The 26,113-nt window shown below is 63.0% G+C and carries 24 protein-coding genes, 1 pseudogene and 1 riboswitch; of the genes and pseudogenes, 7 read left to right on the forward strand and 18 right to left on the reverse strand.

What is annotated here, in order from left to right:
- Positions 1–169 precede the first annotated feature (169 nt).
- From BKP54_RS17805 to BKP54_RS17825, 5 genes are all read left to right on the forward strand, one after another.
- Positions 170–1,045, forward strand: coding sequence for an ABC transporter permease subunit (locus tag BKP54_RS17805; protein WP_025427771.1), 876 nt, complete (start codon positions 170–172; stop codon positions 1,043–1,045).
- A complete protein-coding gene (locus BKP54_RS17810) occupies positions 1,042–1,830 on the forward strand; it encodes an ABC transporter permease (RefSeq protein WP_025427772.1) in 789 nt (262 codons plus the stop codon). Before BKP54_RS17805 ends, BKP54_RS17810 begins: the two co-directional genes overlap by 4 nt.
- 4 nt (positions 1,831–1,834) lie before the next feature.
- Positions 1,835–2,896, forward strand: a complete 1,062-nt coding sequence (locus tag BKP54_RS17815) for an ABC transporter ATP-binding protein (protein WP_025427773.1) — start codon at positions 1,835–1,837, stop codon at positions 2,894–2,896.
- A 194-nt stretch (positions 2,897–3,090) separates the two neighbouring features.
- A complete protein-coding gene (locus BKP54_RS17820) occupies positions 3,091–3,444 on the forward strand; it encodes a TfoX/Sxy family protein (RefSeq protein WP_025427774.1) in 354 nt (117 codons plus the stop codon).
- A 166-nt stretch (positions 3,445–3,610) separates the two neighbouring features.
- Positions 3,611–3,760, forward strand: a riboswitch (FMN riboswitch).
- A gap of 91 nt (positions 3,761–3,851) precedes the next feature.
- Positions 3,852–4,325, forward strand: a complete 474-nt coding sequence (locus BKP54_RS17825) for a 6,7-dimethyl-8-ribityllumazine synthase (RefSeq protein ID WP_025427775.1) — start codon at positions 3,852–3,854, stop codon at positions 4,323–4,325.
- Between the two features lie 240 nt (positions 4,326–4,565).
- Here the strand turns inward: BKP54_RS17825 and BKP54_RS17830 are convergent, their stop codons facing one another.
- The 17 genes and pseudogenes from BKP54_RS17830 to BKP54_RS17910 all read right to left on the reverse strand — a co-directional run bounded on the left by BKP54_RS17830 (position 4,566) and on the right by BKP54_RS17910 (position 23,343).
- Positions 4,566–5,843, reverse strand: a complete 1,278-nt coding sequence (locus tag BKP54_RS17830; RefSeq protein WP_025427776.1) for a low temperature requirement protein A — start codon at positions 5,841–5,843, stop codon at positions 4,566–4,568.
- A 357-nt stretch (positions 5,844–6,200) separates the two neighbouring features.
- Positions 6,201–6,638, reverse strand: a complete 438-nt coding sequence (locus tag BKP54_RS17835) for an RpiB/LacA/LacB family sugar-phosphate isomerase (protein WP_025427777.1) — start codon at positions 6,636–6,638, stop codon at positions 6,201–6,203.
- A 42-nt stretch (positions 6,639–6,680) separates the two neighbouring features.
- Positions 6,681–7,448: a triose-phosphate isomerase gene (locus tag BKP54_RS17840; RefSeq protein WP_025427778.1), complete on the reverse strand. Its 768-nt coding sequence runs from the start codon at positions 7,446–7,448 to the stop codon at positions 6,681–6,683.
- A complete protein-coding gene (locus BKP54_RS17845; RefSeq protein WP_025427779.1) occupies positions 7,445–8,230 on the reverse strand; it encodes a DeoR/GlpR family DNA-binding transcription regulator in 786 nt (261 codons plus the stop codon). Before BKP54_RS17845 ends, BKP54_RS17840 begins: the two co-directional genes overlap by 4 nt.
- 104 nt (positions 8,231–8,334) lie before the next feature.
- Positions 8,335–9,273 carry a TIM barrel protein gene (locus BKP54_RS17850; protein ID WP_025427780.1) on the reverse strand — a complete coding sequence of 313 codons (939 nt, stop codon included), beginning with the start codon at positions 9,271–9,273 and terminating at the stop codon, positions 8,335–8,337.
- A gap of 14 nt (positions 9,274–9,287) precedes the next feature.
- Entirely contained in the window at positions 9,288–10,127 is an 840-nt protein-coding gene (locus BKP54_RS17855) for a TIGR01459 family HAD-type hydrolase (RefSeq protein ID WP_025427781.1), read from the reverse strand.
- Complete coding sequence (locus BKP54_RS17860) at positions 10,124–11,410, reverse strand: FGGY-family carbohydrate kinase (protein ID WP_084814682.1); 1,287 nt, start codon at positions 11,408–11,410, stop codon at positions 10,124–10,126. Before BKP54_RS17860 ends, BKP54_RS17855 begins: the two co-directional genes overlap by 4 nt.
- Complete coding sequence (locus BKP54_RS17865) at positions 11,407–12,459, reverse strand: class II aldolase/adducin family protein (protein WP_025427783.1); 1,053 nt, start codon at positions 12,457–12,459, stop codon at positions 11,407–11,409. Before BKP54_RS17865 ends, BKP54_RS17860 begins: the two co-directional genes overlap by 4 nt.
- Before the next feature lie 12 nt (positions 12,460–12,471).
- Complete coding sequence (locus tag BKP54_RS17870) at positions 12,472–14,004, reverse strand: glycerol-3-phosphate dehydrogenase (RefSeq protein ID WP_038576262.1); 1,533 nt, start codon at positions 14,002–14,004, stop codon at positions 12,472–12,474.
- A complete protein-coding gene (locus BKP54_RS17875; protein WP_025427785.1) occupies positions 14,004–15,041 on the reverse strand; it encodes a 2-hydroxyacid dehydrogenase in 1,038 nt (345 codons plus the stop codon). The genes BKP54_RS17870 and BKP54_RS17875 overlap by 1 nt, the downstream gene beginning before the upstream one ends.
- Positions 15,038–16,615: an FGGY-family carbohydrate kinase gene (locus BKP54_RS17880; RefSeq protein WP_084814683.1), complete on the reverse strand. Its 1,578-nt coding sequence runs from the start codon at positions 16,613–16,615 to the stop codon at positions 15,038–15,040. Before BKP54_RS17880 ends, BKP54_RS17875 begins: the two co-directional genes overlap by 4 nt.
- 19 nt (positions 16,616–16,634) lie before the next feature.
- Positions 16,635–17,738: pseudogene (locus BKP54_RS17885) on the reverse strand (ABC transporter ATP-binding protein); the annotation flags it as partial.
- Positions 17,735–18,853, reverse strand: a complete 1,119-nt coding sequence (locus tag BKP54_RS17890) for an ABC transporter ATP-binding protein (RefSeq protein ID WP_057211104.1) — start codon at positions 18,851–18,853, stop codon at positions 17,735–17,737. The gene BKP54_RS17890 and the pseudogene BKP54_RS17885, both read right to left, overlap by 4 nt.
- Before the next feature lie 3 nt (positions 18,854–18,856).
- Complete coding sequence (locus BKP54_RS17895; protein WP_025427789.1) at positions 18,857–19,714, reverse strand: carbohydrate ABC transporter permease; 858 nt, start codon at positions 19,712–19,714, stop codon at positions 18,857–18,859.
- Between the two features lie 10 nt (positions 19,715–19,724).
- Positions 19,725–20,648: a sugar ABC transporter permease gene (locus BKP54_RS17900; RefSeq protein WP_025427790.1), complete on the reverse strand. Its 924-nt coding sequence runs from the start codon at positions 20,646–20,648 to the stop codon at positions 19,725–19,727.
- A gap of 157 nt (positions 20,649–20,805) precedes the next feature.
- The gene (locus BKP54_RS17905) at positions 20,806–22,248 is read right to left on the reverse strand and encodes an extracellular solute-binding protein (RefSeq protein ID WP_025427791.1); all 1,443 of its coding nucleotides are present in this window, start codon (positions 22,246–22,248) and stop codon (positions 20,806–20,808) included.
- Positions 22,249–22,374: 126 nt separating this feature from the next.
- On the reverse strand, positions 22,375–23,343 hold the full coding sequence (locus BKP54_RS17910; protein WP_025427792.1) for a sugar-binding transcriptional regulator: 969 nt from the start codon (positions 23,341–23,343) through the stop codon (positions 22,375–22,377).
- Between the two features lie 32 nt (positions 23,344–23,375).
- Between BKP54_RS17910 and BKP54_RS17915 the strand changes: the two genes are divergently transcribed.
- Positions 23,376–23,672, forward strand: a complete 297-nt coding sequence (locus BKP54_RS17915; protein ID WP_128090449.1) for a hypothetical protein — start codon at positions 23,376–23,378, stop codon at positions 23,670–23,672.
- A gap of 338 nt (positions 23,673–24,010) precedes the next feature.
- Here the strand turns inward: BKP54_RS17915 and BKP54_RS17920 are convergent, their stop codons facing one another.
- Positions 24,011–24,814: a LuxR C-terminal-related transcriptional regulator gene (locus BKP54_RS17920; protein WP_025427794.1), complete on the reverse strand. Its 804-nt coding sequence runs from the start codon at positions 24,812–24,814 to the stop codon at positions 24,011–24,013.
- A gap of 186 nt (positions 24,815–25,000) precedes the next feature.
- Here BKP54_RS17920 and BKP54_RS17925 point away from each other — a divergent pair, with 186 nt between their 5' ends.
- Entirely contained in the window at positions 25,001–26,089 is a 1,089-nt protein-coding gene (locus BKP54_RS17925; protein ID WP_084814685.1) for an ABC transporter ATP-binding protein, read from the forward strand.
- Positions 26,090–26,113: the final 24 nt, after the last annotated feature.

The raw sequence follows: 26,113 nt of genomic DNA on the forward strand, positions 1-26,113 counted from the left end.
TGTCGCAAACCGCAACACGCTTTTGCGCGACATGGTTTAATCTCGTGCACAATTCCTTAGCTCGGTATCGATCTAAGGAATTTTGCAGCAAATCAAAGCGCTAAGGCGATCTTTGTGCGTTCATGCGGACGCGCAAAGGTCACTGCAAGCCTCGGGACAGAAAGCCTATATGAGCACCGCTTCACCGACCTTGATCAGCAAGCGAGCCGTCATCGACTGGCTCGGCATTGCCCCCTTCATGCTTTTCGCGCTGCTGTTCCTGATCATCCCGACGCTTTATCTCGTCACCGGCGCGTTCCTGACGCCCGATGGCAGCTTTACCTTCAAGAACATCGGCGATCTGTTCACGCCCTCGATCCTCAGCGCCTACTGGATCTCGATCCGGATCTCGATCGCGTCCTCGATCGGCGGCGCGCTGATCGGCTTCTTCCTCGCCTGGGCAATCGTGCTCGGCGGCGTGCCGACCTGGATCCGCTCGGGCCTCCTGACCTTTTCGGGCGTCGCCTCGAACTTCGCCGGCGTGCCGCTCGCCTTCGCCTTCCTCGCGACCCTCGGGCGCACCGGCCTCGTCACCGTCTTCCTGCGCGAATGGTTCGGCTTCAATCTCTATTCGACCGGCTTCAACCTGCTGTCGTTTTTCGGATTGACCATCACCTACATGTATTTCCAGATCCCGCTGATGGTGCTGATCCTGACGCCGGCGCTCGATGGTCTGAAGAAAGAATGGCGCGAAGCCTCTGAAATCCTTGGCGCCTCGACCTGGCAGTACTGGCGCATGGTGGCGCTGCCGATCCTGTGGCCGAGCCTGCTCGGCACCACGCTCCTGCTGTTTGCCAACGCCTTCGGCGCGATCGCCACGGCCTATGCCTTGACCGGGTCCTCGCTCAACATCGTGCCGATCCTGCTCTATGCGCAGATCCGCGGCGACGTGCTGCACAATCCGAACCTCGGCTATGCGCTGGCGCTCGGCATGATCGTCATCACCGGCATCTCGAACGTTCTCTATATCTGGCTGCGTATGCGCGCCGAACGGTGGCAGAAATGAAAGCACAACGTCTCGGCGCCTGGATCGCCATCGCCATCGGTGCAAGCTACTTCATCATCCCGCTGCTGGGCACGCTGGAATTCTCGCTGCGCATGCGCCGCGGCGAATACTCGTTCGACGCCTATCGCTCGGTCTTCTCCGACCTGCAGTTCCGCGAGACCTTCGGCTATTCGATGATGATGGCCGTGTTGACCATCGTCTTCGGCATGCTGCTGGTGGTGCCGACCGCCTATTGGGTCCGCCTTCGCCTGCCGCAGGTGCGCCCGATCATCGAATTCATCACCCTTCTGCCGCTGGTCATCCCGGCGATCGTCATCGTCTTCGGCTATCTGCGCCTCTACAACTCCTCGTCGTGGATCCCGCTGACCGGCTCGATCTCCGGCACCAATGCGCTGTTGATGTTCTCCTACATGACGCTGTCCCTGCCCTACATGTACCGGGCGGTCGATACCGCGATGCGGGCGATCGACGTCCGCACGCTGACGGAAGCCGCCGAAAGCCTCGGCGCCAAATGGCCGACGATCCTGTTTCGCTGCATCTTCCCCAACGTCATGAGTGGCGTGCTCTCCGGCGCCTTCATCACCTTTGCGATCGTCATGGGCGAATTCACCATGGCCGCGCTGCTCAACCGCCCGGCCTTCGGTCCGTACCTGCAGCTCGTCGGCGCCAACAAGGCCTATGAGCCTTCGGCGCTCGCGGTCATCGCATTCGCCATCACCTGGCTCAGCATGGGTCTGATCCAGCTCGTTTCCCGCATCCAGAAATCCGCTCCGGCCAAGGCTTGATCACATGGCATTCCTGACACTGAACAATATCCAGAAGTCCTTCGGCCCGGTTCAGGTCGTGCACAACTTCAACATGGTCATCGACAAGGGCGAGTTCGTTTCGTTCCTAGGCCCGTCAGGCTGCGGCAAGACGACGATCCTGCGCATGATCGCCGGCTTCGAGACGCCGTCGGGCGGCACGATCACCATCGACAGCAAGGACCAGGGAACGCTGAAGCCCAACCAGCGCAACATCGGCATGGTGTTCCAGGCCTATGCGCTGTTTCCCAACATGAACGTCAACGACAACGTCGCCTTCGGCCTGAAAGTCGCCGGGGCGCAGAAGTCGGAGATCGATACACGCGTCAAGCAGATGCTGAGCCTGATCAAGCTCGAGCACCTGGCCGACCGCTTCCCCTACCAGCTTTCCGGCGGCCAGCAGCAGCGCGTGGCGCTCGCGCGCGCCCTCGCCGTCAAGCCGCAGGTGCTGCTGCTCGACGAGCCGCTGTCGGCGCTCGACGCCAAGATCCGCGTGTCGCTGCGCGAGGAAATCCGCCAGATCCAGCAGCAGCTCGGCATCACCACTGTCTTCGTCACCCATGACCAGGAAGAAGCCCTGTCGATCTCCGACCGCATCGTCGTCATGAATTCCGGGCGAGCCGACCAGATCGGCACGCCGTTCGAGATCTACAACACCCCTGCGACCCGATTCGTCGCCTCCTTCGTCGGCACGCTCAACATCATCGAAGCCAAGGTCGCCGACCCGGCCGCCGGTGCTGTCACCATCGGCAACCAGCAGGTGTCGCTGAAGGAGCCGATCGCCGGCATGAAGGGTGGCGACAACATTTCGCTGGCGCTGCGCCCGGAGGCAGGCTCGATCGCCGACAGCGCCAGGGGCGACACCGCGCTGACCGGCGAGGTGGTTTCGACCAGCTTCCTCGGCTCGGTCATCCGCACCAAGCTGCGCATCGGCGGCGACGTCATCTCCTTCGACATGTTCAACGACCCCGGCCTGACGCCGCCGGCCTTCGGCTCGAACGTCACGCTCCGCTTTGCCGCCAAGGACCTGCTCGTCATCCGCGAGTAGATCTCCAGCGTCCCCCTACAGCGCGTGCGTCTTGTTACGCGCAAAGGTCGCTGTAGCGCTTTGAAGTGCTGCATGTTTTTATCCCTAAATCGAATAGGATTTAAGGAAACATGCAGTAGCTGCCTTGCACATGCCGTGGAGAGATTGCCTGAACCGTCGAATGAAAAACAGCGCATTTTGCACCGGCGGCCGCCATGACTAAAGCGCAGCCGAGTGCGTTCGTCACCCATATCCACGAAGAACTCGCGGATATCGGTCCCGTTGACATAGGCCGCTTCTTCGGCGGTTGGGCCTATCTTGTCGCTGATCGCCAGTTCGCCATCAGCATCAAGGATCGCCTCTATTTCAGGGTTGATCAGCCCCTGAGAGATGCGCTTCTCAGCGAAGGATGTCAGCCGTTCACCTACAACAAGGGCGGCAAACCGGTGGTCGTGCACCGCTACTACGAAGCACCGGTCACTTGCCTTGATGACAGGCAGGCGCTGCTCCATTGGTCCGCACGCGCGATCGCCGCCGAAGACGAAGCCCCGCGTCGCGTCCGCAGATAAATGTCTCGTGGCGGCGACGCGGCACGCGGCCGAGGTCAGACTACGGCGGCTCCCGACGGGAACAGATTTGTCCGGGAGCGATACGGCACGGAAAAAATCTGTCGCGATTTCCCGGATTTTCGTCGCGTCATGCGTTTGACCAGGCACGGCCGATCTATATAGTCGCTCTTGTTCTCAGGGCGGGGTGAAACTCCCCACCGGCGGTAGCGATCGAAAGATCGAAGCCCGCGAGCGCTTCGGAGGTCTACTTCGGAGGTCAGCAGATCCGGTCAGATTCCGGAGCCGACGGTCACAGTCCGGATGGAAGAGAGCAAGCAGGAACGTGGACCCCACACCGGGGTTTCGCGCGCGTGCATGTTCGCCCGACGGGAAAATTGGAAACGCCAAACCCTGGAAGGCTTGAGACCATGACTATTCTTTCCCACCCCACCGCCAAGATTGCGATTGTCCGTGCCCGCTGGCACGCCGACATCGTCGACCGCTGTGTCGATGCCTTCGTCGCCCAATGGACGAAGTTCGGCGGCAGTGCCGCCGACGTCGAGATCTTCGACGTGCCAGGCGCGCTGGAAATCCCGCTGCACGCGCAGAAGCTTGCCAGGACCGGCCGTTACGCCGCGATCCTCGGCACCGCCTTCGTCGTCGATGGCGGCATCTACCGCCATGACTTCGTCGCTGGCACGGTGCTCGACGGTATGATGCGCGTCCAGCTCGATACCGACGTGCCGGTGCTGTCGGCCGTGCTGACGCCGCACAATTTCCAGGAAAGCGCGCCGCTGATCGCCTTCTTCCGCGAACACTTCGTCGCCAAGGGCGAAGAAGCCGCCAATGCCTGCGCCCAGATCCTCGACGCCCGCGCCAAGCTGGCGCTGCTCAACGCCTGATCTGCTGGCGGGCCGCAAGCCCGCGCCGTATCCGGCCGCCACCCCTCATCCGGCCTGCCGGCCACCTTCTCCCCGCCTGCGGGGAGAAGGCTAGGGTGAGGGGCAAGGCTCGCTCAGCGCTCCGATGCGCAACCATCGAGCCGCTTCGCGGCGCCTGCTTGAATCAACCTCTGAACCACCTGAATCAAGCCGCCAGCAACAGCCGGCAAACCGCTGTTTCGAATAGCCAATTCCCGGCGTTCAATGCACCGGCTCTGCCTCATCAAGGCACCGTTCCAGCGCCGCCATCCGGTGGCGATGACCGACCGCCTCGAAACCGACGACGGTCACGAACGGCGCAAACATCAGAATGATCAGGCAGATCGCCATGTCGACGCCCGCCATCGCGGCCGCGATCGACGCCGCAAGCAGCAGCATCGTGCCGGCGAGCAGCCAGGCATGAAGCGGTTCCGACTGCCGCAGCAGATAGGCATACATGCCGTAGACCAGAGCGATATAGGCCGCGACCGGGACCGCCACCGTCAACACGGTCGCAAGCGACCCGATATGCGCCTTGTGCTCGATGTAATAGGCGGCGACATGCAGGCCCGCACCGGTCGCAACGATCGCGGCGAAAATGAACATGTGACCATAGCCCCAGACGAAGGAGCGTCTGCGGTGCACGTGCAGGACCTCGGCACTCGGCAACAGGAAATAGATCCACCACATGCCGAAGGTAAGCCCGGTGCCCGCAAGGCAGACGAGCGCCACGTCGAGGTTCCAGCCCTCCCCATCCACCACCGCCGTGATCGAGGCGACCGTGCCGACGACGCCTTCTCCGAGCGCGATGATTGCCAGAAGGCCGTAGCGTTCCGCAATATGGTGGGCATGCCAGGGCGTGCCGCCATGCCGCGTCTCGGCGATATAGGGCCCGAGCATCTCGATGACGGTGAGCGCCACGACCATGGCGAAGGTGACAACGATCGAGAAGTCGACGAAGATCTGCACGACCCAGCCGAGTTGCGCAACCGTGATCGCTACCACATAGGTCATGCAGGCCTGCCGTCGTGCCGGATCTTGGCCGGCGGCGCGCAGCCACTGGAAGATCATCGCCACCCGCATGACGACGTATCCGAGCACCATCACGCCATTGTCGAGATGGGCACCCTCGTCGACCGAGCGGAACATGGCGGGAAGGCCGATCGCCAGGATCAGCACGCCGACCATCTGCACCATGGTCACGCACCGGAACACCCAGTCGTCGGTGTCATAGGCGGAAGCAAACCAGGTGAAATTGATCCAGGCCCAGCAGATGGCGAAGCTGGCGAAGAAGAAGCCGATCAGCCCCGCCTTGAAATGTCCTTCGGCCATCAGATGCGCAAGCTGCGATGCCGCAAGGCTGAAGGCGATGACGAAGGTCAGGTCGAACAGAAGCTCGAGCGTCGTGGCTGTGCGGTGGTGTTCGTGCGTGTCGCGGCCGCTCATGCGCGCCAGGCGGTGGCTTCCGGCATGCGGCGGTGTCGTTGGGGCGTCGGGCATGGGGCGGCATTCCTCGCTGACGTGACGATATGCAAGCATGTTCAAATATTTACAGAAGCTTCGTCAAGCCGGCAGTGCCCCGGCGGTCTGCCAAAACACCCGACAGCGCCGCGCCTCAAACATGACGCGCAAACGACGCTGAAACGAATTAGGCAGTGGCAAATCAGGAAAAGACGCCCGGCATCTCTGCCGGGCGTCTCGCCGCGATGCGCGAGGGAGGATCAACGTGCATTGCGGTATTAGAGCATTTCCAGGAAAAGTGCGAATCGGCTTTCCGCCAGGAAATGCGTAAAAACAAAGAGATAGAGCGGGTCTGTGGCTCCGTTTAAACCGGAAACGCTCTAGCAGTTGGCTCGCTTACTTCGCCGCGTCGAGACGATCGATCGCGTCGACATTGCCGGCCGACGGGCCGTTCGCGTCGAATTCGGAGGCGAGCCAGGTATCAACGATCGACTTCGCCAGCTCCGGCCCGATGACGCGCGCGCCCATGGTGATGATCTGTGCGTTGTTCGACTTTGCCGCCCGCTCAGCGGAATAGGTGTCGTGGGTCAGCGCGGCGCGGATGCCCGGCACCTTGTTGGCCGAGATGCAGACGCCGATACCGGTGCCGCAGAACAGGATGCCGCGCTCGTTGTCGCCATCGACGATGGTCTGCGCCAGCTTCTGCGACAGGTCGGCGTAGAAACCGGACTGGCTGAGGTCGCTGACTTCGAGGTCGGCCTTGCCCTTGAGATGGGCGGCGATGACGTCGAGCAAGGGCTTGCCGGCGCTGTCTGCTCCGATTGCGATCTTCATGATTGTTCCTTTCCGTCTTGTTGATCTGCGGGGTACGAGGGCTCAGATCGCCTTCGAGACGCGCTGCAGAATGTCGAGATAGCCATTGACGTCCCAGGCGGAGCGGCCGATGAACAGGCCGTCGATGTGCCCCTGGGTGATCAGTTCTTCGCAATTGCCGGGATTGACGCTGCCGCCGTAGAGGACGGGAACGCGCACGCCGAGCGCGCCTTGCGCCACGTCGGCGATCCGCTTATGGCGCTCGTCGGCATAGTCTGATGTTGCCGGAATGCCGTTGACGCCGATGGCCCAGACCGGCTCGTAGGCGAGCAGGATCGTCGCCTTGCGCGCGTCGCCTTCCAGCAGTTCCAGCGCGCCTTCAACCTGCCGCTTCAGGACGGCATCCGCCTCGCCCGCCTCGCGCTCGGCGAGCGTCTCGCCAATGCAGATCAGCGGCACCAGGCCGTGGCGCACCGCCGCTGCCGTCTTCAGGCCCACGGTACGGTCGGTCTCGCCGAAGTGCTCGCGCCGTTCGCTATGGCCAAGCTCGACCACATCGAGGTTGCAGTCCCTCAGCATCACCGGCGAAACCTCGCCGGTCCAGGCGCCGGCGTCGTCCCAATGCATGTTCTGCGCACCGACCTTGACGCCCGTTTGCACGAGCCGTTCCTTGACCTGTCTGACGGCGGTAAAGGGTGGAATGACGAAACGCTGGATGCGCTCGTCGCGCGCTCCGTCCGCTGCGGCCAGCCTCTCGGCAAAGACCATGGCCTCCGCCAGCGTCTTGTTCATCTTCCAGCTTGTGCCCACCCAGAGCTGCGGCTTGTTCATGCTTTCTCCGATGCTTTTCGATTGTCGACCGTCACCAGGGGGATTCCGGCCTCGCGGAGCGTCGCGGCATGCTCATCCGCCACCTCGGCGCCGGTCAGCACCGCATCGAAGGCGTCGAGCCCTGTCAGGAAATGCAGGGCGGAACGCCCGAACTTGTCGTGATCGACCATGAGATATTTGCGCGCCGCCGACTTCACCATCAGCCGCTTGGCCTGCACGACCTCCTGGTCCTGGTGGAAGGCTGCCGTTCCCGCGACTGCGGAGCTGGAGAGGAAGGCGATATCGACGCGCAGCGAGCGCAGCGCCTCTTCGGTGACGATGCCGAAAAAGCCGTTGAACTTCTTGCTGTACTGGCCGCCGAGCGCGATGACGTTGATGCCGGGCGCACCGGACAGACCGGTGATGACGCCGAGGTTGTTGGTGATGACGGTCAGCGGCCTGATGTCCCTGATGCAGCCGGCAATCGCGCCGGCCGTCGAACTGTCGTCGATGAGGATGCTCTGCCCCGGCTCGATCAGGCTCGCCGCATATTCGGCAATGCGGTTCTTCTCGGCGGCGGCAATCTTCTCGCGGTAGCGGAAATCGCTTTCGAACTGCGGGCTCGACTGGATCGAAGCGCCGCCATGCACCTTGCGCAACAGGCCAGCCTGTTCGAGATCGTCGAGGTCGCGATGCACCGTCATCTTGCTGACGCCGAAACGGAGTGACAGATCCTCGACGGACGCCGTGCCGGCCTCCATCAAAACATCCATGATCGCCTGTCGCCTGTCTTCCGGCTTCATCGTCATCCGCCTCGATCCCGATGCCGCGAGAGCGCGACATCACACCTGAGAAGATAACACCTTTATGTTATATTTCAATCTAGCTCATGATACTTTGTGATATTTCAGTGTGATTTTGATGATCGGTTGAACCCGGTATCGATGTAGGGCTCCCAGAACTCCACGGATTCGCGGATCATCTCCACAACGTTGTGGTCGGTCGGTTCCCGCTCGCGGAAGGACAGCTCCAGGCAGATCTCGTTGTCGGTGCCGCCGCCGGCCTTGACCGCATCGATCAGCTTCTCCGGCGTGATGCGGCCATCCCGGTTGTAGGCAGCGGTAAACGGCCAGTGCCCGCCCTTGTTCATCGACGACTGCTTGATGTGGATGATCGGCGAGCGCTCGGGAAATGCGCCCGCCCAGGCATAGGGGTCGATGTCATCGGGGTCGTCGGAGGTGACGTCGCCATGGTCGATATCGACCATCATCTTCATTGGGAGCGGCAACTCCGCCTCGGCGAGCCGCCGGTCGAGCGAGCGGCACTCGGCGATCGTGTGGCCGAACTCGCGCCCGACCGACATCGGTTCCCAGAACACATAGGAAAGACCGGCCGCCTTGCCGTGTTCCGCCACGTCGCGCCAGCAGTCGATGGCGATCTTCATCATCTCCTCGCGCCGGGCCGGGTCGTCATAGTCCCTCAGCGTGAAGATCGCAAACTGCGTGCCCATGCCGGATGCGCCAAGCTCGGCGGAGATATCGGCAAAGGTCTTGAACCAGTCGACATAGTAGCGTCGCACATCCGGGTCGGGGTGGCCGAAGTGGTTGAGCCTGCCATAGGGCCCGGTCATGCCCGAGGTGATCCTGACGCCGGTGCGGCTAAGCGCTGCCCTGAACTGACGGATGGTCTTGGAGATCGTTGCCGCCGGCCAGCCCGGATTGACGAACTCATGCGTCAGCTGCACGTAGCCGATGCGGATCTGCTCCCCGATTGTCTCGATCAGATCATCAGGCTCGGCAAAACGATTGACCAGCGGATTGGTGTTGAGCGACAGCGTGAAAGCCAAGACCGTACTCCTGACTACCAGAGAAATTTCGGGAGGATGAAATCGGGCGTGGCGCCATGCTCGGCAAAGAGTTTTTGCCGCTCCTTGTCGGAGGCATGCTCCAGTATCCCGGTGGTCACCAGCGCCGACTCAAGGCCGGCACTTGCCGCCCCGGCGATATCGTGTTCGATGCTGTCGCCGATTGCGCAGACGCGCGACGGATCGGGATGACCGAGAAAGTCGAGGGCAAAATCGTAGATGTCGGCGAATGGTTTTCCGATCCAGCGCACCGTGCCGCCGAGTTCCTCGTAAAGCTCCGCAATCCGCCCAGCCCCGAAAGCCATTCCGCTCTTGGTCAGCATCACCTTGTCGGGGTTGGTGCAGAGGCACGGCACGCCGCGCCGTGCCGCAGGCGCCAGCAGCGCCTCATAGTGCGACAGCGGCAGGACATCGCCTTCGCTCGCAGCCAGAAGCACGAAGTCCGCATCCGCGCCATCTTCGGTGCGCTCGAGGTCGAGCCCGGTGAGCGGCGACAGATCGCCGTCGCGGCTGACCAGCAGGCACTTTTTCGGAGGCCCGCTTGCCTGCCCGCCTTCCTTTTTCAGGATCTGCCACGCCACTTCGCCCGAGGTCAGGAACCAGTCCCAGCTGCCGGCGACGAAGCCGAGATCGACGAGACGGCGGTCGTTTTCCGCCGAGCGCTTGCCGGAATTCGAGAGAATGATGATGCGCTTGCCCTGATTCTTCAGCCGCACCAGCGTTTCGGCAGCACCAGGATAGGGCCTGCGGCCGTCGCGCAGCACGCCGAACTGGTCGATCAGAAAGGCGTCATAACGATCGGCGATATCGCCGAGGCCTGAGATGACAGTACTCATAACACACCTGCCTGTCTTGCACCGGCAAGCGCCAGCCGCGCCGTGCCGGCTGCGGCCTCTTCCGAACGTACCGTCAGGAACGGCACGCCGAGCTTGCGCGCGCGGATTGCCGACCACGCCGCATTTCTTGCACCGCCACCGACGGTGCGTATGGAACCGAGCTTGGGTCCGCCGAACGATGTCAGCCTGTGATAAGCAAGGCTTTCGATACCGGCGATGCCTTCGAAGATTGCCTTCAGAAACATCGCGTCATCCTCGGGTCGCGGCGTCAGGCGTGGCTCAAGATTCGGATCGGCGATGGGGAAGCGCTCGCCGGGCTTCGTCAGCGGGTAATAGTCGAGCCCGCTATCGACAGCCGGATCGATGCGGGCGGAAAGCTCATCGATGCGCTCTGCGGAAAAATACTCGGCCAGAACAACGCCTCCCGTATTCGATGCGCCGCCCGCCAGCCACATGTCGCCGATCCGGTGGCTGTAGAGGCCATATTCCGGGGCAAACAGCGCCCGGTCGGAAAGCACCTTCACCGTCAACGTCGTGCCGAGTGCGCTGACGCCATCGCCCGGACGATCGGCACCGGTCGCCAGAAACGAGGCACAGCCATCGGTCGTGCCGGCGACTAAAATGACATCCGGCGTCAGGCCGAAGGCTTCGGCTGCGGCCGCCGATATCGTCGCAACCGGCGCACCGGCCGGCAGCACCTCCGGCAGGAGATCGATGCGCGCGCCAGTTCGTGAGATCCACTCCGGCCAGCACCGCGCCACCGGATCGTAGCCGGTCTTCAAGGCATTGTTCTCGTCGGAAACGTCGTAGAGCCCGGTAAAATGCCCGGCGAGCCAATCGGCCTGATGGATGACACGGAAGACATCCGGCACCGATTGGAACAGCAGCACCTTGGCAAGACCGGAGGTTGCCCCGTGGGCGGCACTTTCCTTCGGTGCATGGGCGGCAATTGCGTCCAGCATCGTCCGGTCGGAAACCGGATCGTTGTACATCATCGGCGTGGCAAGCGGCGCACCGTCGGCGGAAACGGGCAGCATCGTGCCCGAGGTTCCGTCGATGCTGATGGCGCGGATCCGTCGACGATCGACCGCCTCGAGCACCTCGCCAAGCGCCGCCCGCACCGCCTTCCACCAGCCGACCGGATCGCGGTGGTCATCGGAAAAAGCGGCGAGCTTGGCCGCACCAGAGGCGACGATCGTGCCGTCAGGCACCATCGCCACGGAGCGCGCGCCCGACGTGCCGATATCGATGCCGACAACAAGGGCGTTCTGATTTCCACTCATTGCAGCGCCTGCCCTGCCCGGTTGAGCTTCTGGCGATATTTCTCCGCGTCCCAGCCGAGCAGTTCGGCGTTCTCGGCATCGCTCAGATAGCGAAGACGCCCATTTGCGGGAATGCGGGCCGTCACGTCGGCAAGGCAGCGCGCCATGGCGAGCGCGCCTGCGGAAATGGTCTTCTCGACCAGTACCCCCTTGCCGGGAAACAGCAGAAGCGGCGGCAGGGTTTCGCCACGTTCATTCCTGGCGGTCTCGATCGAAACGGCGGTTTCGCCCGGCGCGGCGATGACGGACCCCTTGCCGAGGAAGATGACATGGTCGGGATAGAGGCTGCCGCCGGCAGCAATCCGGCAGCTTTCGAGGTCGGTTGCGACCGCATGCAGTCGTGCGTCGTCGGGCAGGCAATAGCCACTGTCGACCGCAAGGCGGGACAGTGCCGCGAGATCGGCTGATGGCGCCGCCCGTCGCTGCGTCGTCAACCGGCGGGAGACCTCGGTCAGAAGGATTGCCGCATCGGCGACGGTCTCGGCGGCAACTGCAAGGCCGTGATTGCCGAGGATCAGCACCGACGTCTTCTCCTGCAGCCGCTCGGCGATCGCCTTGGCAAGCGGCAGCCCCGGCCGCGCATAGGGTACGAAGACATGCGGGATACCCGTCAGGCGTTCGGCAGCGATGGCCGCACCGATCGTCTGCACGGCGGTCGCGATGGTTTCGACGCAATGGACATGGATCACCACCTTCTGCGGCATCAGCGCATGTACCGTCGTCTCGATCGACGGCCTGAGGCCGGAAGGGTTCATTTCGGAGATGACGAAGTCCTGGGCTTTCTCGGCCGCGGGATCCATGCGATCCAACGCTTCGAGCAATGGGTCGAGCGCCACCGGCACCATGACGTCGCGCTGGCGCGCATGGGCAAGCCAGAGGCCGGAGGCCTTGATCCAGAGCGTGCCGACCTCCTTGATCGACGTGTTTCCGCCCGCCCCCTGCACCAGCAGCGGGTCGGCGCCGACCCGCGCCGAGATATCAAGCAAGGCCTCCAATTCCAGACTGCGCATTCCCACTCTCCTTCAGGCCGCCACTTGCTGGCGTTCCAGCCAGCCGGCGAAAGCCAGCCTCTCGGCCTGTGTCATGTGCAGGCCGTGTTTCGTCCGCCGTTCCAGTAGGTCTTCAGCCGTCGACGCCCATTCGTTGTCGATCAGGAAGCGCGCCTCGCGCTCGCGAAACAGCGGGCTGAAGACAGCGCCGAGGTCTTCGAGCGATTTGGCATTGCCGATCAGATCGTGCGTGCGCGTGCCGTAGAGCCGCGCGTAATGCTTGGCGAGGTCGGCCGTCAGCCAGCGATAGCGCGCCTTGAGATCCCCAAGAAACTGCTCGAAATCGGCATTGGCCATGTCGCCACCCGGCAAATGCGCCTTGGCGGTCCAGGCCGCACCCATCTCAGGGAAGAACGGTTTCAGCCGCTCGAGCGCATGTTCCGACAGCTTGCGGAAGGTGGTGATCTTGCCGCCGAAGACGGAGAGAAGCGGCGCCTGGCCGTTGGCCGCATCGACCTCGAAGATATAGTCGCGCGTCACCGCCGACGGGTTTTCGGCATTGTCGTCATAGAGCGGACGCACGCCGGAGAAGGAGTGGACGATATCGTCTTCGGTCAGTTGCTGCTTGAAGTAGCGGTTCACCGATTTCAAGAGATAGGCGATCTCGTTGCCATCGGCGGATACGTCCTCGGGCCGCCCCTCATAGGGGATATCCGTCGTGCCGATCAGCGCCAGGTCGTTCTGGTAGGGGTTGATGAAGATCACCCGCTTGTCCGGGTTCTGCACCAGATAGGCCTGCCGCCCCTCCCAGAATTTCGGCACGACGATATGGCTGCCCTTGACCAGTCGCACACTGCGGCTGGAATTGAGCCCGGCGATCCGGCCGATGACATCGTTGACCCATGGCCCCGCTGTATTGACCACGCAGCGCGCCTTGACCTCGGATTTCACGCCGGTGCGCAGATCCGTCATCTCCACCTGCCAGAGGCCGTCGACGCGACGAATGGCGCTGCAGGCGGTTCGGGTCAAGACGCGCGCGCCCTTCTTCTGCGCATCGAGTGCATTGAGCACAACGAGCCGGGCGTCATCGACCCAACAGTCGGAATATTCGAAGGCCTTGCGATAGTCCCGCTTGATCGGCGCACCCTCAGGCGCAGTGCTGAGATCAAGGCTGCGGGTGCCTGGCAGACGCTTGCGGCCGCCGAGGTGGTCGTAGAGGAACAGTCCGAGCCGCACGAGCCAGGCGGGCCTGTCGGCCGGATTGTGCGGCAGCACGAACCGCATCGGCCAGATGATGTGCGGCGCGGATGAGAGCAGCACCTCGCGCTCGATCAACGCCTCGCGCACCAGCCGGAACTCGTAATATTCGAGATAGCGCAGCCCGCCATGCACCAGCTTGCCCGAGCGCGAGCTTGTGCCTTGCGCCAGATCGTCCTTCTCGCACAAGAGGACCGAGAGCCCTCGCCCGGCCGCATCGCGCGCGATCCCCGCACCGTTGACGCCGCCGCCGACGACAAAAAGATCATATATTCCGGTCTCGGAACCCACGTTCTTGCCTCCCGTCATCAGCACGGATTGACCGGCGGCAGGCCGGCGATGTAGCGGCGCACCTCTTCGGCAGCCATCTCGGCGGCGTAGGTGACGGTGCGAACAGAAGCGCCGGCGATATGCGGCGTCAGTGTCACGTTCGGAAGCTGGAGCAGTGGCCAGTCCTCCGGCACCGGTTCGACAGAGAAGGTCTCGAGCATGGCCGCCGACAGGTGGCCGCTCACAAGGTTCTCATAGAGCGCGTGGTAGTCGCAGAGCGGCCCGCGCGCCGTGTTGACGAAGATTGCACCGGGTTTCATGTTCGCGAAGGTCTCGGCATTCATCATGTTCCGGGTTTCCTCGGTGACGCGCGGGTGCAGCGTCACAAGGTCGGAGCGCGACAGGAGGTCGTCGAGCGCCACATGCTCGACGCCGGCGTTGAGATCGTCGGCGCTCAGCTGCACATAGGGGTCATGCACCAGAACCTTTGTGCCGAAGGCCCGCAGCAGCCGCACCACCTTGGTGCCGATGTTGCCGTAGCCGATGACGCCGACGGTCATTTCCGAAAGCTCACGGCCGGTGCGGTCGGCGCGGTAGAGGTCGCCGCGCCACTCGCCCTTGCGTAGCGCCTCGTGGCCGGTGCGGATCAACCGCGTCTCGGCGAGGATGGCGCCGAGCGTGAACTCGGCAACGGCGCTGGCATTGCGGCCGGGCGTATTGACGACGCTGATACCGGCGTCGCGTGCCGCCGACATGTCGATATTGACGGGCCCGCCACGCGAGACGGCAACGAGCTTCAGCCCGGGAAGCGACGTCAGCATGCCGCGCGAGAGCGGCGCAAGCTGCGTCACCAGGATTTCCGCGTCGCCGATGAATTCGACGATATCGTCCGCCTTCCCCAGATATTCCTTGAGACCGTCCATGCCTTCGACGGCGTAACCATGCTCCATCGGCACATCCGGCCAGGGCAGCTCGAGGGTGCGGATCTCATGGCCGTCGCCGCTTGCTTCGACGATCTTGTCGCGAAACACGTCCGGCAGCATGAACCGGTCGCCGATGATGGCTATCTTTTTCATTTCAGTTCTTCCTGTTGTGATCCCGAGGCAGCATCCTGGGAAAGTGCGTGCCACACGGGTCGAAGCGCGATGCGCGACTGCTGGTAGGAGGGGAAGAGGCCGTCGTAACGGCGCGCAAGCGCCGCGTCGGCGGGCTCGGCAGCGCGCTGATGCGGCGACACCCAGTCACGCACGCATTCTGCCATCGAGGGGTAGATACCGAGGGAGACGGCCGCGATCATGGCTGCTCCTGCCGCCCCCGCCTCCTCGCGCTCGCTGGTCTGGACACTGGCCCCGAGCGCACCACCAAGAATGCGCCGAAGCGAGGCGCTACGTGCGGCACCGCCGGTCAGCCGGATGCGGCCCGGAAGCGGCCCCATCTCGGCGTAGCAATCGCGCGCGGCCATGGCGAGCCCGTCGAACACCGCCTTCACCATGTCGCCGAAGCCGTGGGTGATCGAAAGCCCGACGAAGGAAGCGCGCGCCGAAGCGTCGACGAAGGGCCCGCGCTCGCCCGCATCCGAAATATAGGGCTGGAACAGGAGCGACGTATCCTTGGCCTCCGCCAACCAGCCGTCGACATGGGACAGAAGCTCGCCCTTGGTCTTTTCGACGCCCATGCCTTTCAAGAGGCCGCCGGCGACCGACAGGATCCAGTCGATGTTGAGCGTTGCCGCCATGTTCGACTGCATCTGCGCATAGGTGTCCGTGATCGGCATGCACATGGTGTAGCCGGTGAGATCACGGTTGAGCCGCACGTCGTCGGCGCTCGTGGCAAGGCGCATGTGCATGCCGGTCGAGCCGATGATCGAGCAGCCGGTGTCGGTGCCTGGATCGTAGAGCCCGGCGCCAAGTGCCGTGCAGACGACATCGACATAGCCGAGCACCACCGGTGTGCCCGTGGGAAGACCGGTGGCGCCGGCTGCCTCCGACGAAAGCAGGTGGTGCGACGTTGCCCCGTCGACGATCTCTGGCAGGAAATGCTTGAGCTTCTGAAGGCCGAGAAAACGGATGACGTCGTCGTTGTAGCTGCGGGTGCGGAAGTTGCCGAAGGTGAAGTTGGCTTCGGAGGGATCCGTGGCACGCATTTGCGTCAGCTTGAAGTAGAGCCAGTCCTTGCAGTGAAACGTGGTTGCAACACCGGACAGCATTTCCGGCGCGTTGTCGCTCATCCAGCGCAGCTGCGCGCCTTGCTGGCACGCGGCAAGCCCGGAGCCGGTGCTGGCGAAACGCTCGACATCGCCGCTGTCGCCACGTAGGCGCTCCACCGTGTCGCCAGCACGCGCGTCGAGCCAGAGCCAGCCTTTACCGATGGGATCGCCCGCTCTGTCGATCATCCAGGTGCCGTCGCCCTGCCCGGTCACCGCGACCGCCGCAACACGGCCAGCGAGGTTCTCGACCCTGGCCGAAAGCTCGGTCAAGGTGGTGACCGTGTCGGTCCAGGTGCGATTGAGGTCCTGCACGCTGCCGGTCCTGCCGACCGCCTCGTACGTGTTCGGCACCGATGCCATGGCAAGCTGCCGCCCACCAAGGTCGAAGGCCACCGACTTGATGACCGACGTTCCCGCATCGATGCCGATGAGGATGTCGCGCATCAGGCAAGCTCCACGCCGTGCTGATCGCCTTGCCGCTGTCACCGTCGAACACATGCAGGCTCGACGGATCGAGGTGGATGCCGATCGGCTGGCCGACGGCAAGTTCGGTGCGGTCATGCTCGACCAGCACCATGGTGCCGCCGGCAAAGTCTGCCGCGATATGCGTCTGGTCACCGAGCCATTGGTTGACCGCCACACGTCCGGAAACTCCGTCGGCGCTGCGGCGCACCGCATATGGCCGGATCCCGAGCACCACCTTCTGCCGCTTCATCAGCGCGTCGCGCACGGCATGGGAGAAATCCGACGCCGGATATTCCAGCCGCACGCCGTCCCTGAGGCCGAAGGCGACCTTGGCGTCCGAACCGGTGACACTCGCCTCGAACACGTTCATCGGCGGCTCACCGACGAAGGTGCCGGTGAAGAGGTTCGCCGGACGCTCCTTGATCTTCTGCGGCGTATCGAACTGCTGCAGCACGCCGCCTTCCATCACCGCGATGCGATCGGCAAGGGCATTGGCTTCTGTCTGGTCGTGGGTGACGAGGATCGCCGTCAGTCCGCGTTCCTTGATGTAGTGCTTGATGCGGCCGCGCAGCACGGCGCGCAGCTGCGGCTCGAGCTGGCCCATCGGCTCGTCGAGCAGGTGCAGGTTGGCATCACGGATCAGCGCCCGCCCCAGCGAGGCGCGCTGCTGCTGGCCGCCGGAGATCGAGCTCGGATAACGCCCGAGAATATCCTCGATCTCGAGCAGCTTGGCGATACCAGCCACCTTCTCGTCGACGACGCTCTGCGACAGCTTGGACGCCTTGAGCGCAAAGGCGATGTTCTCGCGCACCGTCAGCGGCGGATAGAGCGAATAGCCCTCAAACGCCATGGCGACGTTGCGGCGCACCGGCGCAAACGTCTGGACTTCGCGTCCGCCAAGCGAGATCGTGCCGCGCGACACCGCCTCGAAACCGGCGATCATGCGCAGCGTCGAGGTCTTGCCGCAGCCGGACGAGCCAAGCAGCGCGATGATCTCGCCCTTCCGGACGTCCATGTTGAGCTTCTTGACGGCGTGGACGCCGTAATCGACCGGACCATAGAACTTATCGACGTCCCTGATCAAAAGAGCGGTGTCGTTCATGCCGCTTCTCCATTGCGCTTGGATGCGATGTCGGCGCGCGGCAGAAGCCGGCCGCTCGCCTTGTCGAAGAGGAAGGCGTGGGCACCGTTGACGGCGATATGGGCCGGTCCTGCCACCGGTCCAGGCGTTCCGGCCGGACGCGACACGAGGATTTCACGGCCGCGCGCGGTCATCGCCAGCGTCACGGTCTTCTCGTTGAGCGGCGTTTCCGCCTCCACCGTCACCGGGATGGCGCCCGGCGCCGATGCTTGGACAAAGACGATGCTTTCCGGGCGCAGACCGAGAACACAAGGTTTGCCCGAGACATCGCCGTCATAATCGGCAAGCCGCACCCGGACGTTGGAGAGTTCGACGAAGACACCGTCACCGCTCTTCTGCGGCGCCACGTCCAAAAGATTGATCGTCGGATCGCCGAAGAGCCGCGCGATCTCGATGTCGGCGGGTGCGTTGTAGATTTCCTGCGGCGTACCGATCTGGCGGATGCGCCCCTGCGACATCACCGCGATCCGGTCGCCGAGCGCCATCGCTTCCTTGTAGTCCTGGGTCACGTAGACGACGGTAGCACCTTCTGCTGCCAAAAGGCGCGGCAGTTCCAGCCGCATCTCGAAGCGGAGTTTCGCGTCGACATTGCGCAACGGGTCGTCGAGCAAAAGCAGCGGCGGCGAGCCGACCAGCGCGCGGGCCAATGCCGTGCGCTGCTTCTGGCCGTTGGAAAGCGCCTTCGGGTGATGGCTCAGTACATGGTCGATCTTCAGGAGCTTGGCGACCTTTTGCACGCCCGCGGTGATCGCATCCTTCGACGACCGCGTCGCCGTCAGCGGGCTGGCGATATTGTCGAAGGCGCTCATGTGGGGAAAGAGCGCGAAGTTCTGGAAGGCCATGCCGACACCGCGGTGTTCGGCATCGACATCGGTCATGTCCTCGCCGCCGATCAGCACCCTGCCCTCGTCGGGCTCGATGACGCCGGCGACAAGGCGCAGCAGCACCGTCTTGCCGGCGCCGGACGGGCCGAAGAGCACCAGGCGTTCGCCATTGGCGACATCGAGCGACAGGTCGTCGAGAACCGTCTGGCTCTTGTAGCGCTTGACGATGTTTTTTAGGTGAAGCGTCGTCATGTCTTACCCTTTCACCGCGCCAAGCGACAAACCTTCGACGAGGTAACGCTGGGCGTAGAGTGCGAGCGCGAGCGTCGGCGTGACCGAGAGAACGATGGCCGAGGCTATCTGCCCGTATTGGATGCCTGAGGATGTGACGAAGGCAAGTGCGCCCACGGTCACCGGCTGCTTGTCGGCGGAGGCCAGCACCAGCGCGAAGACGAAATTGTTCCAGGCGAAGATGAAGGCGAGCAGGCCGGCGGCAGCGATACCGGGACCGGCGAGCGGCAGGGCGATCTTGCGGAAGGTCGCAAACCAGGAATGGCCGGCGATGCGGTAGGCATATTCGACGTCGGCCGAGATATCCTCGAAGTAACCACGCACGATCCACAGGATCAGTGGCAGGCAGATCAGCTGGTAGACCCAGATCAGGCCGAAATAGGTGTTGGAAAGGCCGAGCCACTGGAAATATTGGGTCAGCGGCAGCAGCACCAGCAGCGGTGGCGCGAAGCGGAACGACAGCAGCGTGAACGCGATGTCTTCCGAACCCCTGAACTTGTGCCGGGCAAAGGCGTAGGCCGCGGGAACGCCGAGCACCAGCGCCACCGCAACGGAAGCGACCGACAGGAAGATCGAGTTGCCGAGGTTGCGCATGAAGGCGATGTCGAGCGTACCGGCGGCCGTCTGCAACTTGCCGGTGATCAGCGCCGCATAGTTGGATAGTGTCGGCGAGAACACGATCGATGGCGGAATGGTCAGGATCGTCTCGTTCGTCTGGAACGACATCAGGAAGATCCAGAAGATCGGGAACATGAAGAAGACAACGACGAGCGTCAGGGCGACAGCGCGCAGGACCCGTTCGATGGGAGACGTGGTTTCCATGTGAACCTCCTTACGCTTCGCCGCGGGCGCGTTCGCGCAGGCGCAGCCAGTTCTTGATGAAGACGTTGGAGAGCGTGTAGGTGATCGCCCACAGGATGATCAAAAGCGCTGCCGAACGGCCGACATTGGTCGACTGGAAGAAGTTGAGATAGGCCTCGACCTGAAAGACGGTCAGCGTGTTGCCGGGGCCGCCTTGCGTCATCGCATAGATGATGTCGAACTGCTGGATACTGTCGAGCAACCGGAACAGCGTCGCCGTCAGGATATAGGGCGTCAGCATCGGCAGGGTGATGCGGAAAAAGACGAAGCTTCGCGGCACGCCGTCAAGCGCCGCCGCCTCGAAAGGCTGGGTCGGCAGCGACCGAAGGCCGGCCAGAAGCAGGATCATGATGAAGGGCGTATAGACCCAGATATCGACGAGGATGACGGTCAGGAGTGCCGTGTCGGGCGAAGAGGCCCAGCGGAAGTCATGCAGGCCGATCAGGCTTGCGAGGTAGCTGAGGATGCCGAAACTCGGATTGGTCATCAGCTTCCACATCAAAGCGGCGAGCGCCGGCGCAATCATCAGCGGCAACAGCAGCATGATCGAGATGAAGTTGTTGATCGTTGAGCGGCGCTGCAGCAACAATGCGATGCCGAGACCGAGCAGCAGTTCCAGCGTCACGGTGATCCCGGCATAGAGCAGCGACACCTTCAGCGTGTTCCAGAAGGCCGGATCGGTGACGAAGTTCAGGTAGTTTTCGCCCCAGTTGAACTGACGCGCCCAGGGCTGGCTCAACCTATAACGCTGGAACGAATAGATAACCGCCGTGAAGAAGGGGATGAGAATGCCGATGCACACGAGCAGCGCCGGCAGGCTCAGCACATAGGGAAGCATCTTCCTGCTGATCCTGAAACCTGACGCCGGTTTGCGGAGTGTTGCTGTTGAAGCCATGTGGAGCTCCGTTCTCTAAAGTCTTGAAGAAAGCACGCGGCACGCGAGGTCGAGCCCCGCGCCAGTCCACCGGCATCTCAGGTTGGTTTGGGCGGCCTTAAGCCGATCTCGCGGGATGCCCGGCGCCGAATGCGCCGGGCATCGCTTGGGAGGCGTATCAGCCGAGACCAGCTTCCTTCAGCTGGCGATCGATGCTTTCGACGAGCTGGTCGAGACCTTCATCGACCGGTACCTGCTTGGCGACCATCTTCTGCAGCGTCGCCGCCCATTCGGTGGTGACGTCGAAGAACAGCGGCTGCGGCGTGAACTTGATCGAGGCGCCGGCGGCCGAAGCGTCGAACATTTCGACATAGCCCGGATACTTGCCGTTCAGCTTCTCGCGGAACATCTCGTCCTTCCAGATCGACTGGCGAACGGGATCGACGAAGTCCATCTTGGTGGCGCCGAACAGCGCGTGCTCCGGACCCGACGCCCACTGCAGGAAGTACCAGGTGGCGTCCTTGTCCTTGGAGAAATTGGACATGGCGAGCGACCAGATCCAGATGTTTGGCGTCGAGGCCGTGGCTTCCGGGTTGGCGGCAAAGGCGGCGTAGCCGAGCTTGCCGGCCATCTTGTTGTCGCCGCCGTTCATGAAGTAACCAAGGCAATCGGCGTCGAAGATCATCGCCGATGCGCCGGCACCGAGATCGGCGCCGACCTGATACCAGGTATAGGTCGACCAGTCCTTCGGGCCGCTTTCCTGGATCATCTGCACGAACTTGGTGTGATAGGCCTTGGACTCGGCCGTATTCATCGCTGCCGACAGCTTACCGTCGGCTGAAACGTTCAAGTCCTTCTGGTTGAAGTTGGCGTAACCGGACAGGAAGCCCGGATGGATCGTCGCCCAGGAGCGCGAACCTCTGACGCCGATGCCGTAGATGCCGCCGATGTCCTTCTGCAGCTTGGCCGCGACCGCGATCATGTCGTCGAGGTTCTTCGGCAGCTCGACGCCGGCCTTGTCGAACATCTCGCGGTTATAGGTGATGTTGTTCTGTTCGAACGCCCACGGAATGCACCATTGCTTGGCGTCTTCCGAACCGAGCGCCCCGCCCGGCTGACCGTTCCAGGCGCAGGAGTTCTTCACGCCGGCGAGGAAATCGTCCCAGTTGTAGTTCGGGTTGGTCTTGGTCGGATCCTTGATCCATTCGTTGAGGTCGGCGATCCAGCCGGCCGGACCATAGGTCCAGGTCATGTAGGCGCCGGTCATGAAGGCGTCGTATTCGGACGAGCCCGACGAAAGCGCTGCCGTCACCTTGTCGAAATAGACGTCCTCCGGGAACACGTCATAGGTGACTTCGATACCGGTCAGATCCTTGAAGGCCTGAAGGTTGGCAATCATCGCGTCAGCATAGGGATGCTTGTTCAGAAGCAGCTTCAACGACTTTCCGGAATGCGCCTTCCAGTCGAAATCGGCGGCCAGCGCCTGGGTCGACATCATGTTGAAGAGCGTGCCGGCCGAACCGGCCGCAATCCCGGCAGCGCCGAGACCCTTGAGCATGCCGCGACGATCTACCTCTCCGCGCAGAAACGCGCTGATGAGGTCTTTCTCCTTCTCGTACATAAGTCTTCTCCTCCGTTGCGGGTATGATTGCATCATGCGATCACCGGCTACCCGACCGGTATTCCTCCCCCGAGGCGTTAGAGCGACACCTCCTCGCCCTCGCCTCTCGACTTTGTCAGGCACTCCTCATTTTCCGTCGGCGGCCAGCGCCCGAGCGGTCTTTTCGTCGGTGATGAGGCCGCTCAGCAGGCCGCTGCCAAGCACGGCACGAATGGCAGGCGTCTTGATCTTGCCGCCGGCGACGGCCACCGTGCGCCGATCCTTCAGGTCGTCGCGGCTGAGCGTGAAGGTGCGGTTCGACAGCGTCGTCTCGATCGGGCGACCATCCTCGTCGAAGAAGTGGCCAAGCAACTCGCCCTTGCCCCCGCCCCTCTGAATTTCCTCGATCTCGCTCATCTCGATCATTCCGGTCGAAACCAGCGACGCCTCGCGCTCTGCCGTGCCGATGCCAACCAACAAGAGGTCGGCGGTCTTGGCGAGATCGAACACTTCGCGCACGCCGCGCTGGCTGAAGAGCACGTCGCGATCCTCGACGGTGTTGGCGAAGAACGGCACGGGCATGACATAGGCTTCCGCGCCGGTACGCTCGGCCAGCCGGTGGATCACGTCATGCGGGTTTGCCGAGAACTTGCGGGTGAGACCGCCGAGCAGCGAGACGAAACGGGTGTTATTGCTGGTGGTGCGCGGCAGATACTCGACACAAGCAGCAAGCGTGCGGCCATGACCGACGCCGACGAGCGCAGTTTCGCCGCGTTCGATCTCGCGCTTCAGGAACTGCGCGCCAGAAATGCCGAGCGCCTTCAGCGGCAGATCGTCGGCATCGAAGTCGGGAACGACCTCGCAGTAGTCAAGTCCGTAGCGCGCGGAAAGCTTCTGCTCCAGCTCGACGCATTCCGACACTTCGCCATCGATATAGACCTTCACCAGGCCTTCCTGGTTGGCCTTCATGATCAGGCGGTGGGCTTTCAGTGACGTCAGCCCCAGCCGCTTGGCAACCTCGGCCTGGGTCAGACCGCCGGCATAATGCAGCCACGCGGCGCGCGTCGCCATGCTGGTTTCGTCGTCGCGAAGGTTTGCACCACCGATGATCGCCATCGTCTCCACCCAGGTTCGTTATGTTGCAACGCATGATACCTTTTGCATTGCATGATATTTTTATCTCGTTGCTGAAAGAAATTTCATGCCGTGAAAAAAATGTCAAGCAAGTACGTGCGCGGTGCGTTCATGGTTTGTGGATCGCGGCGAATGACGAGGAGAAAGGACTGGCCGACGAGCGTGCAATGGGCCGAGAATCGATGGCGATGGGACTGCTGCCGCTGGCGGGCATAGGGAGGGCCGAGGGCGCATCGAGACGCCTCATCCCTGTGCCTGTCATAGGGATCCAGCCAACCCAAGGCCTTGGGCTGGAAGATCTTCTGACCTGACAGACGTCAGTCGCTGGATTCCGGCACAAGGCCGGAATGAGGGAGAATGGGATGCGCCGCACCTCCAACACAGCCATTCTCAGCCGACGCTTCACACTTTGGCAGTTCTCTGGGAACGCCAAGGGTGCAAAAACCTCCTCATCCCTGTGCCTGTCACAGGGATCCAGCCAGCCCAAGGCCTTGGGCTGGAAGGTCTTTTGACCCGACAGACGTCAGGTCGCTGGATTCCGGCACAGGGCCGGAATGAGGGGCGACGGGGATACGCCGCCCGTCAAGCAAGGGCGCGCTCTTAGAATTTCGCCAACACGCCCCCCGAAAGACTGGTGTGGCGCTGAACCCTACTGGCCGAGATTGCGCAGGTAGAGGGAAAGAAGCTGCGTCTGAGAGGAGATGCCGAGCTTACGGTAGACGTTGCGGCGGTGGACCTTGACCGTGCCGGTCGAGATCCCAAGCTTCAGGCCGATCGATTCCGACGAATGACCCTGCAGCACGAGTTCGATGATCGAGGCTTCGCGCTCGGTCAGATTCAGGTGCTGCCAGACGCCGTCCGCGGGAGGGTGCGCCGACTTTCTCCGGCTGCGGCCGGTCTTTGCCAGCGCCGTGTCGAACCGGCGCCCGAGGTCGGCCCAGTGGTGGCGCACAAGGGCGGAGACCAGCGGCTCGACCTTCTTCAGCAACGCGAATTCCGCCGTGCTGAACGGGCCTGTCGCCTCGCGCCGCATCAGCGAAAGCACGACGGTGATCTGCTCGCTGATCGGCACGAAGAAGCCGACCTCCTCCGCCAGTCCCGTCTGCACGTAATAGGTCCGATAGTATTCGCTGGAGAAGAACCGGTCCGGCGCCCGCTCCCGCATGCGCCAGACACCCGGCTTGCCCTCGCAGGCCGCGTGGTAGAACGGATCAAGCAGATAGGGCCCGGCCTGGTAGAGGCTGACGAATAGAACATGGTCCTTGGCATTGAAGGTACTGTAGAGGTCGATCGGCCGTTCCTTGCCGCGATAGGCGAAAACCACGACATAATCGAAGGTCATCAGCGTCGACATCAATTGCCGATAGGCCGCACCCACAGCCTCGTCGTCCATGGTCGCACCGTCGACCATGGGCGCCAAGACCTGAAATAATCCCTCGAGATCGATGCCCAAACCGCTCTCCCGCCGATCCGGCCCTGTTCCGGGGTATACTCCTCCCACAAGCCAATTCGCGTTGAAATACCTCTCTCGGGGTATATACCGGCACCGGGCACTTTGACTAGGCTGCCTGTCAATGACGGTGGAGCGCGGGGGCATCAGAGCCTTGGCGGTATCCGACAACAACCGCAGGGAACAGACGTGACATCCGCTTCGACGAACGACATCGAATTCCGTTCGGTCGCCAAACGCTATGGCAGCGTGACCGCCGTTTCGGACATCAACTTCGCGGTGCCCCGGGGCGCCTTCATGGCGCTGCTCGGACCTTCCGGCTGCGGCAAGACCACCTGCCTGCCCATGATCGGCGGCTTCGAGCAGCCGAGCGAAGGCACCGTCTATATCAACGGCGAGGCGATGAACGGCGTTGCCGCCTATCGGCGCCCGGTCAACATGGTGTTCCAGCACTATGCGCTGTTCCCGCATCTCGACGTCGAGCAGAACGTCTCCTATGGCCTCAGGCAGATGCGGCCGCGCATCGCCAGTGCCGAGATTTCGCGCCGCGCCCAGGAGGCGCTGGAGATGGTCCGGCTCGGCGGCTTCGGCAAGCGCCGGATCCACGAAATGTCCGGCGGCCAGCAGCAGCGCGTCGCGCTCGCCCGCGCCATCGTCAACAAGCCGAGGGTGCTCCTGCTCGACGAGCCGCTGGCGGCACTCGACAAGAAGCTGCGTACCGCCATGCAGATCGAGCTGCAGACCCTGCAGCGCGAACTCGGCATCACCTTCGTGCTCGTCACCCACGACCAGGAGGAAGCGCTGTCGATGAGCGACTTCGTCTGCGTCATGAATGCCGGCCGCATCGTCCAGGTCGGGCCGCCGCAGGAAATCTACGATCGCCCTGCAAGCCTGTTCGTCGCCGATTTCGTCGGCAAGACCAACCGGATCGCTGCCACCGTCGACAATGGCGGCGCCTCCATCCTGTTTGCCAACGGCACGCGGTTTGCCGCCCCGGCCACCACGACACCGAGCGCCGGTGCTGCCATGGTCGCGTTGCGCCCCGAGGCGATCAGCCTGAAACGCAATGGTGCTGCCGCCACTGCCGCCCTCACCGGCACCGTCACGCACCGCATCTTCCTGGGATCATCGGTCGAATACTCCATCGATGTCGATGGCCTCGGCGATTTCCTCGTCACCGCCGACCGCCGGGCGCTCGGCGACAGCGATCTCGTCGAGCCCGGCGACAAGGTCGGCCTCGCCTTCGATCCGAATGCGCTTCACGTCTTTCCGGCCTGAAATGTGTTTCCGGCCCGACCCGGC

Source organism: Ensifer sp. 1H6, from assembly GCF_001976035.1.
Classification (GTDB): Bacteria; Pseudomonadota; Alphaproteobacteria; order Rhizobiales; family Rhizobiaceae; genus Ensifer; species Ensifer canadensis.

Excerpts from the sequence above, each read along its gene's own strand:
- BKP54_RS17870 (WP_038576262.1), bottom strand. The coding sequence starts at position 14,004 with ATGACGGGAGGCAAGAACGTGGGTTCCGAGACCGGAATATATGATCTT.
- BKP54_RS17815 (WP_025427773.1), top strand. The coding sequence starts at position 1,835 with ATGGCATTCCTGACACTGAACAATATCCAGAAGTCCTTCGGCCCGGTT.
- BKP54_RS17820 (WP_025427774.1), top strand. The coding sequence starts at position 3,091 with ATGACTAAAGCGCAGCCGAGTGCGTTCGTCACCCATATCCACGAAGAA.
- BKP54_RS17840 (WP_025427778.1), bottom strand. The coding sequence starts at position 7,448 with ATGAACAAGCCGCAGCTCTGGGTGGGCACAAGCTGGAAGATGAACAAG.
- BKP54_RS17835 (WP_025427777.1), bottom strand. The coding sequence starts at position 6,638 with ATGAAGATCGCAATCGGAGCAGACAGCGCCGGCAAGCCCTTGCTCGAC.
- BKP54_RS17900 (WP_025427790.1), bottom strand. The coding sequence starts at position 20,648 with ATGGCTTCAACAGCAACACTCCGCAAACCGGCGTCAGGTTTCAGGATC.
- BKP54_RS17875 (WP_025427785.1), bottom strand. The coding sequence starts at position 15,041 with ATGAAAAAGATAGCCATCATCGGCGACCGGTTCATGCTGCCGGACGTG.
- BKP54_RS17860 (WP_084814682.1), bottom strand. The coding sequence starts at position 11,410 with ATGAGTGGAAATCAGAACGCCCTTGTTGTCGGCATCGATATCGGCACG.
- BKP54_RS17810 (WP_025427772.1), top strand. The coding sequence starts at position 1,042 with ATGAAAGCACAACGTCTCGGCGCCTGGATCGCCATCGCCATCGGTGCA.
- BKP54_RS17905 (WP_025427791.1), bottom strand. The coding sequence starts at position 22,248 with ATGTACGAGAAGGAGAAAGACCTCATCAGCGCGTTTCTGCGCGGAGAG.
- BKP54_RS17855 (WP_025427781.1), bottom strand. The coding sequence starts at position 10,127 with ATGAGTACTGTCATCTCAGGCCTCGGCGATATCGCCGATCGTTATGAC.
- BKP54_RS17865 (WP_025427783.1), bottom strand. The coding sequence starts at position 12,459 with ATGCGCAGTCTGGAATTGGAGGCCTTGCTTGATATCTCGGCGCGGGTC.
- BKP54_RS17890 (WP_057211104.1), bottom strand. The coding sequence starts at position 18,853 with ATGACGACGCTTCACCTAAAAAACATCGTCAAGCGCTACAAGAGCCAG.
- BKP54_RS17880 (WP_084814683.1), bottom strand. The coding sequence starts at position 16,615 with ATGCGCGACATCCTCATCGGCATCGATGCGGGAACGTCGGTCATCAAG.
- BKP54_RS17910 (WP_025427792.1), bottom strand. The coding sequence starts at position 23,343 with ATGGCGATCATCGGTGGTGCAAACCTTCGCGACGACGAAACCAGCATG.
- BKP54_RS17805 (WP_025427771.1), top strand. The coding sequence starts at position 170 with ATGAGCACCGCTTCACCGACCTTGATCAGCAAGCGAGCCGTCATCGAC.
- BKP54_RS17825 (WP_025427775.1), top strand. The coding sequence starts at position 3,852 with ATGACTATTCTTTCCCACCCCACCGCCAAGATTGCGATTGTCCGTGCC.
- BKP54_RS17915 (WP_128090449.1), top strand. The coding sequence starts at position 23,376 with ATGATACCTTTTGCATTGCATGATATTTTTATCTCGTTGCTGAAAGAA.
- BKP54_RS17845 (WP_025427779.1), bottom strand. The coding sequence starts at position 8,230 with ATGAAGCCGGAAGACAGGCGACAGGCGATCATGGATGTTTTGATGGAG.
- BKP54_RS17830 (WP_025427776.1), bottom strand. The coding sequence starts at position 5,843 with ATGCCCGACGCCCCAACGACACCGCCGCATGCCGGAAGCCACCGCCTG.
- BKP54_RS17895 (WP_025427789.1), bottom strand. The coding sequence starts at position 19,714 with ATGGAAACCACGTCTCCCATCGAACGGGTCCTGCGCGCTGTCGCCCTG.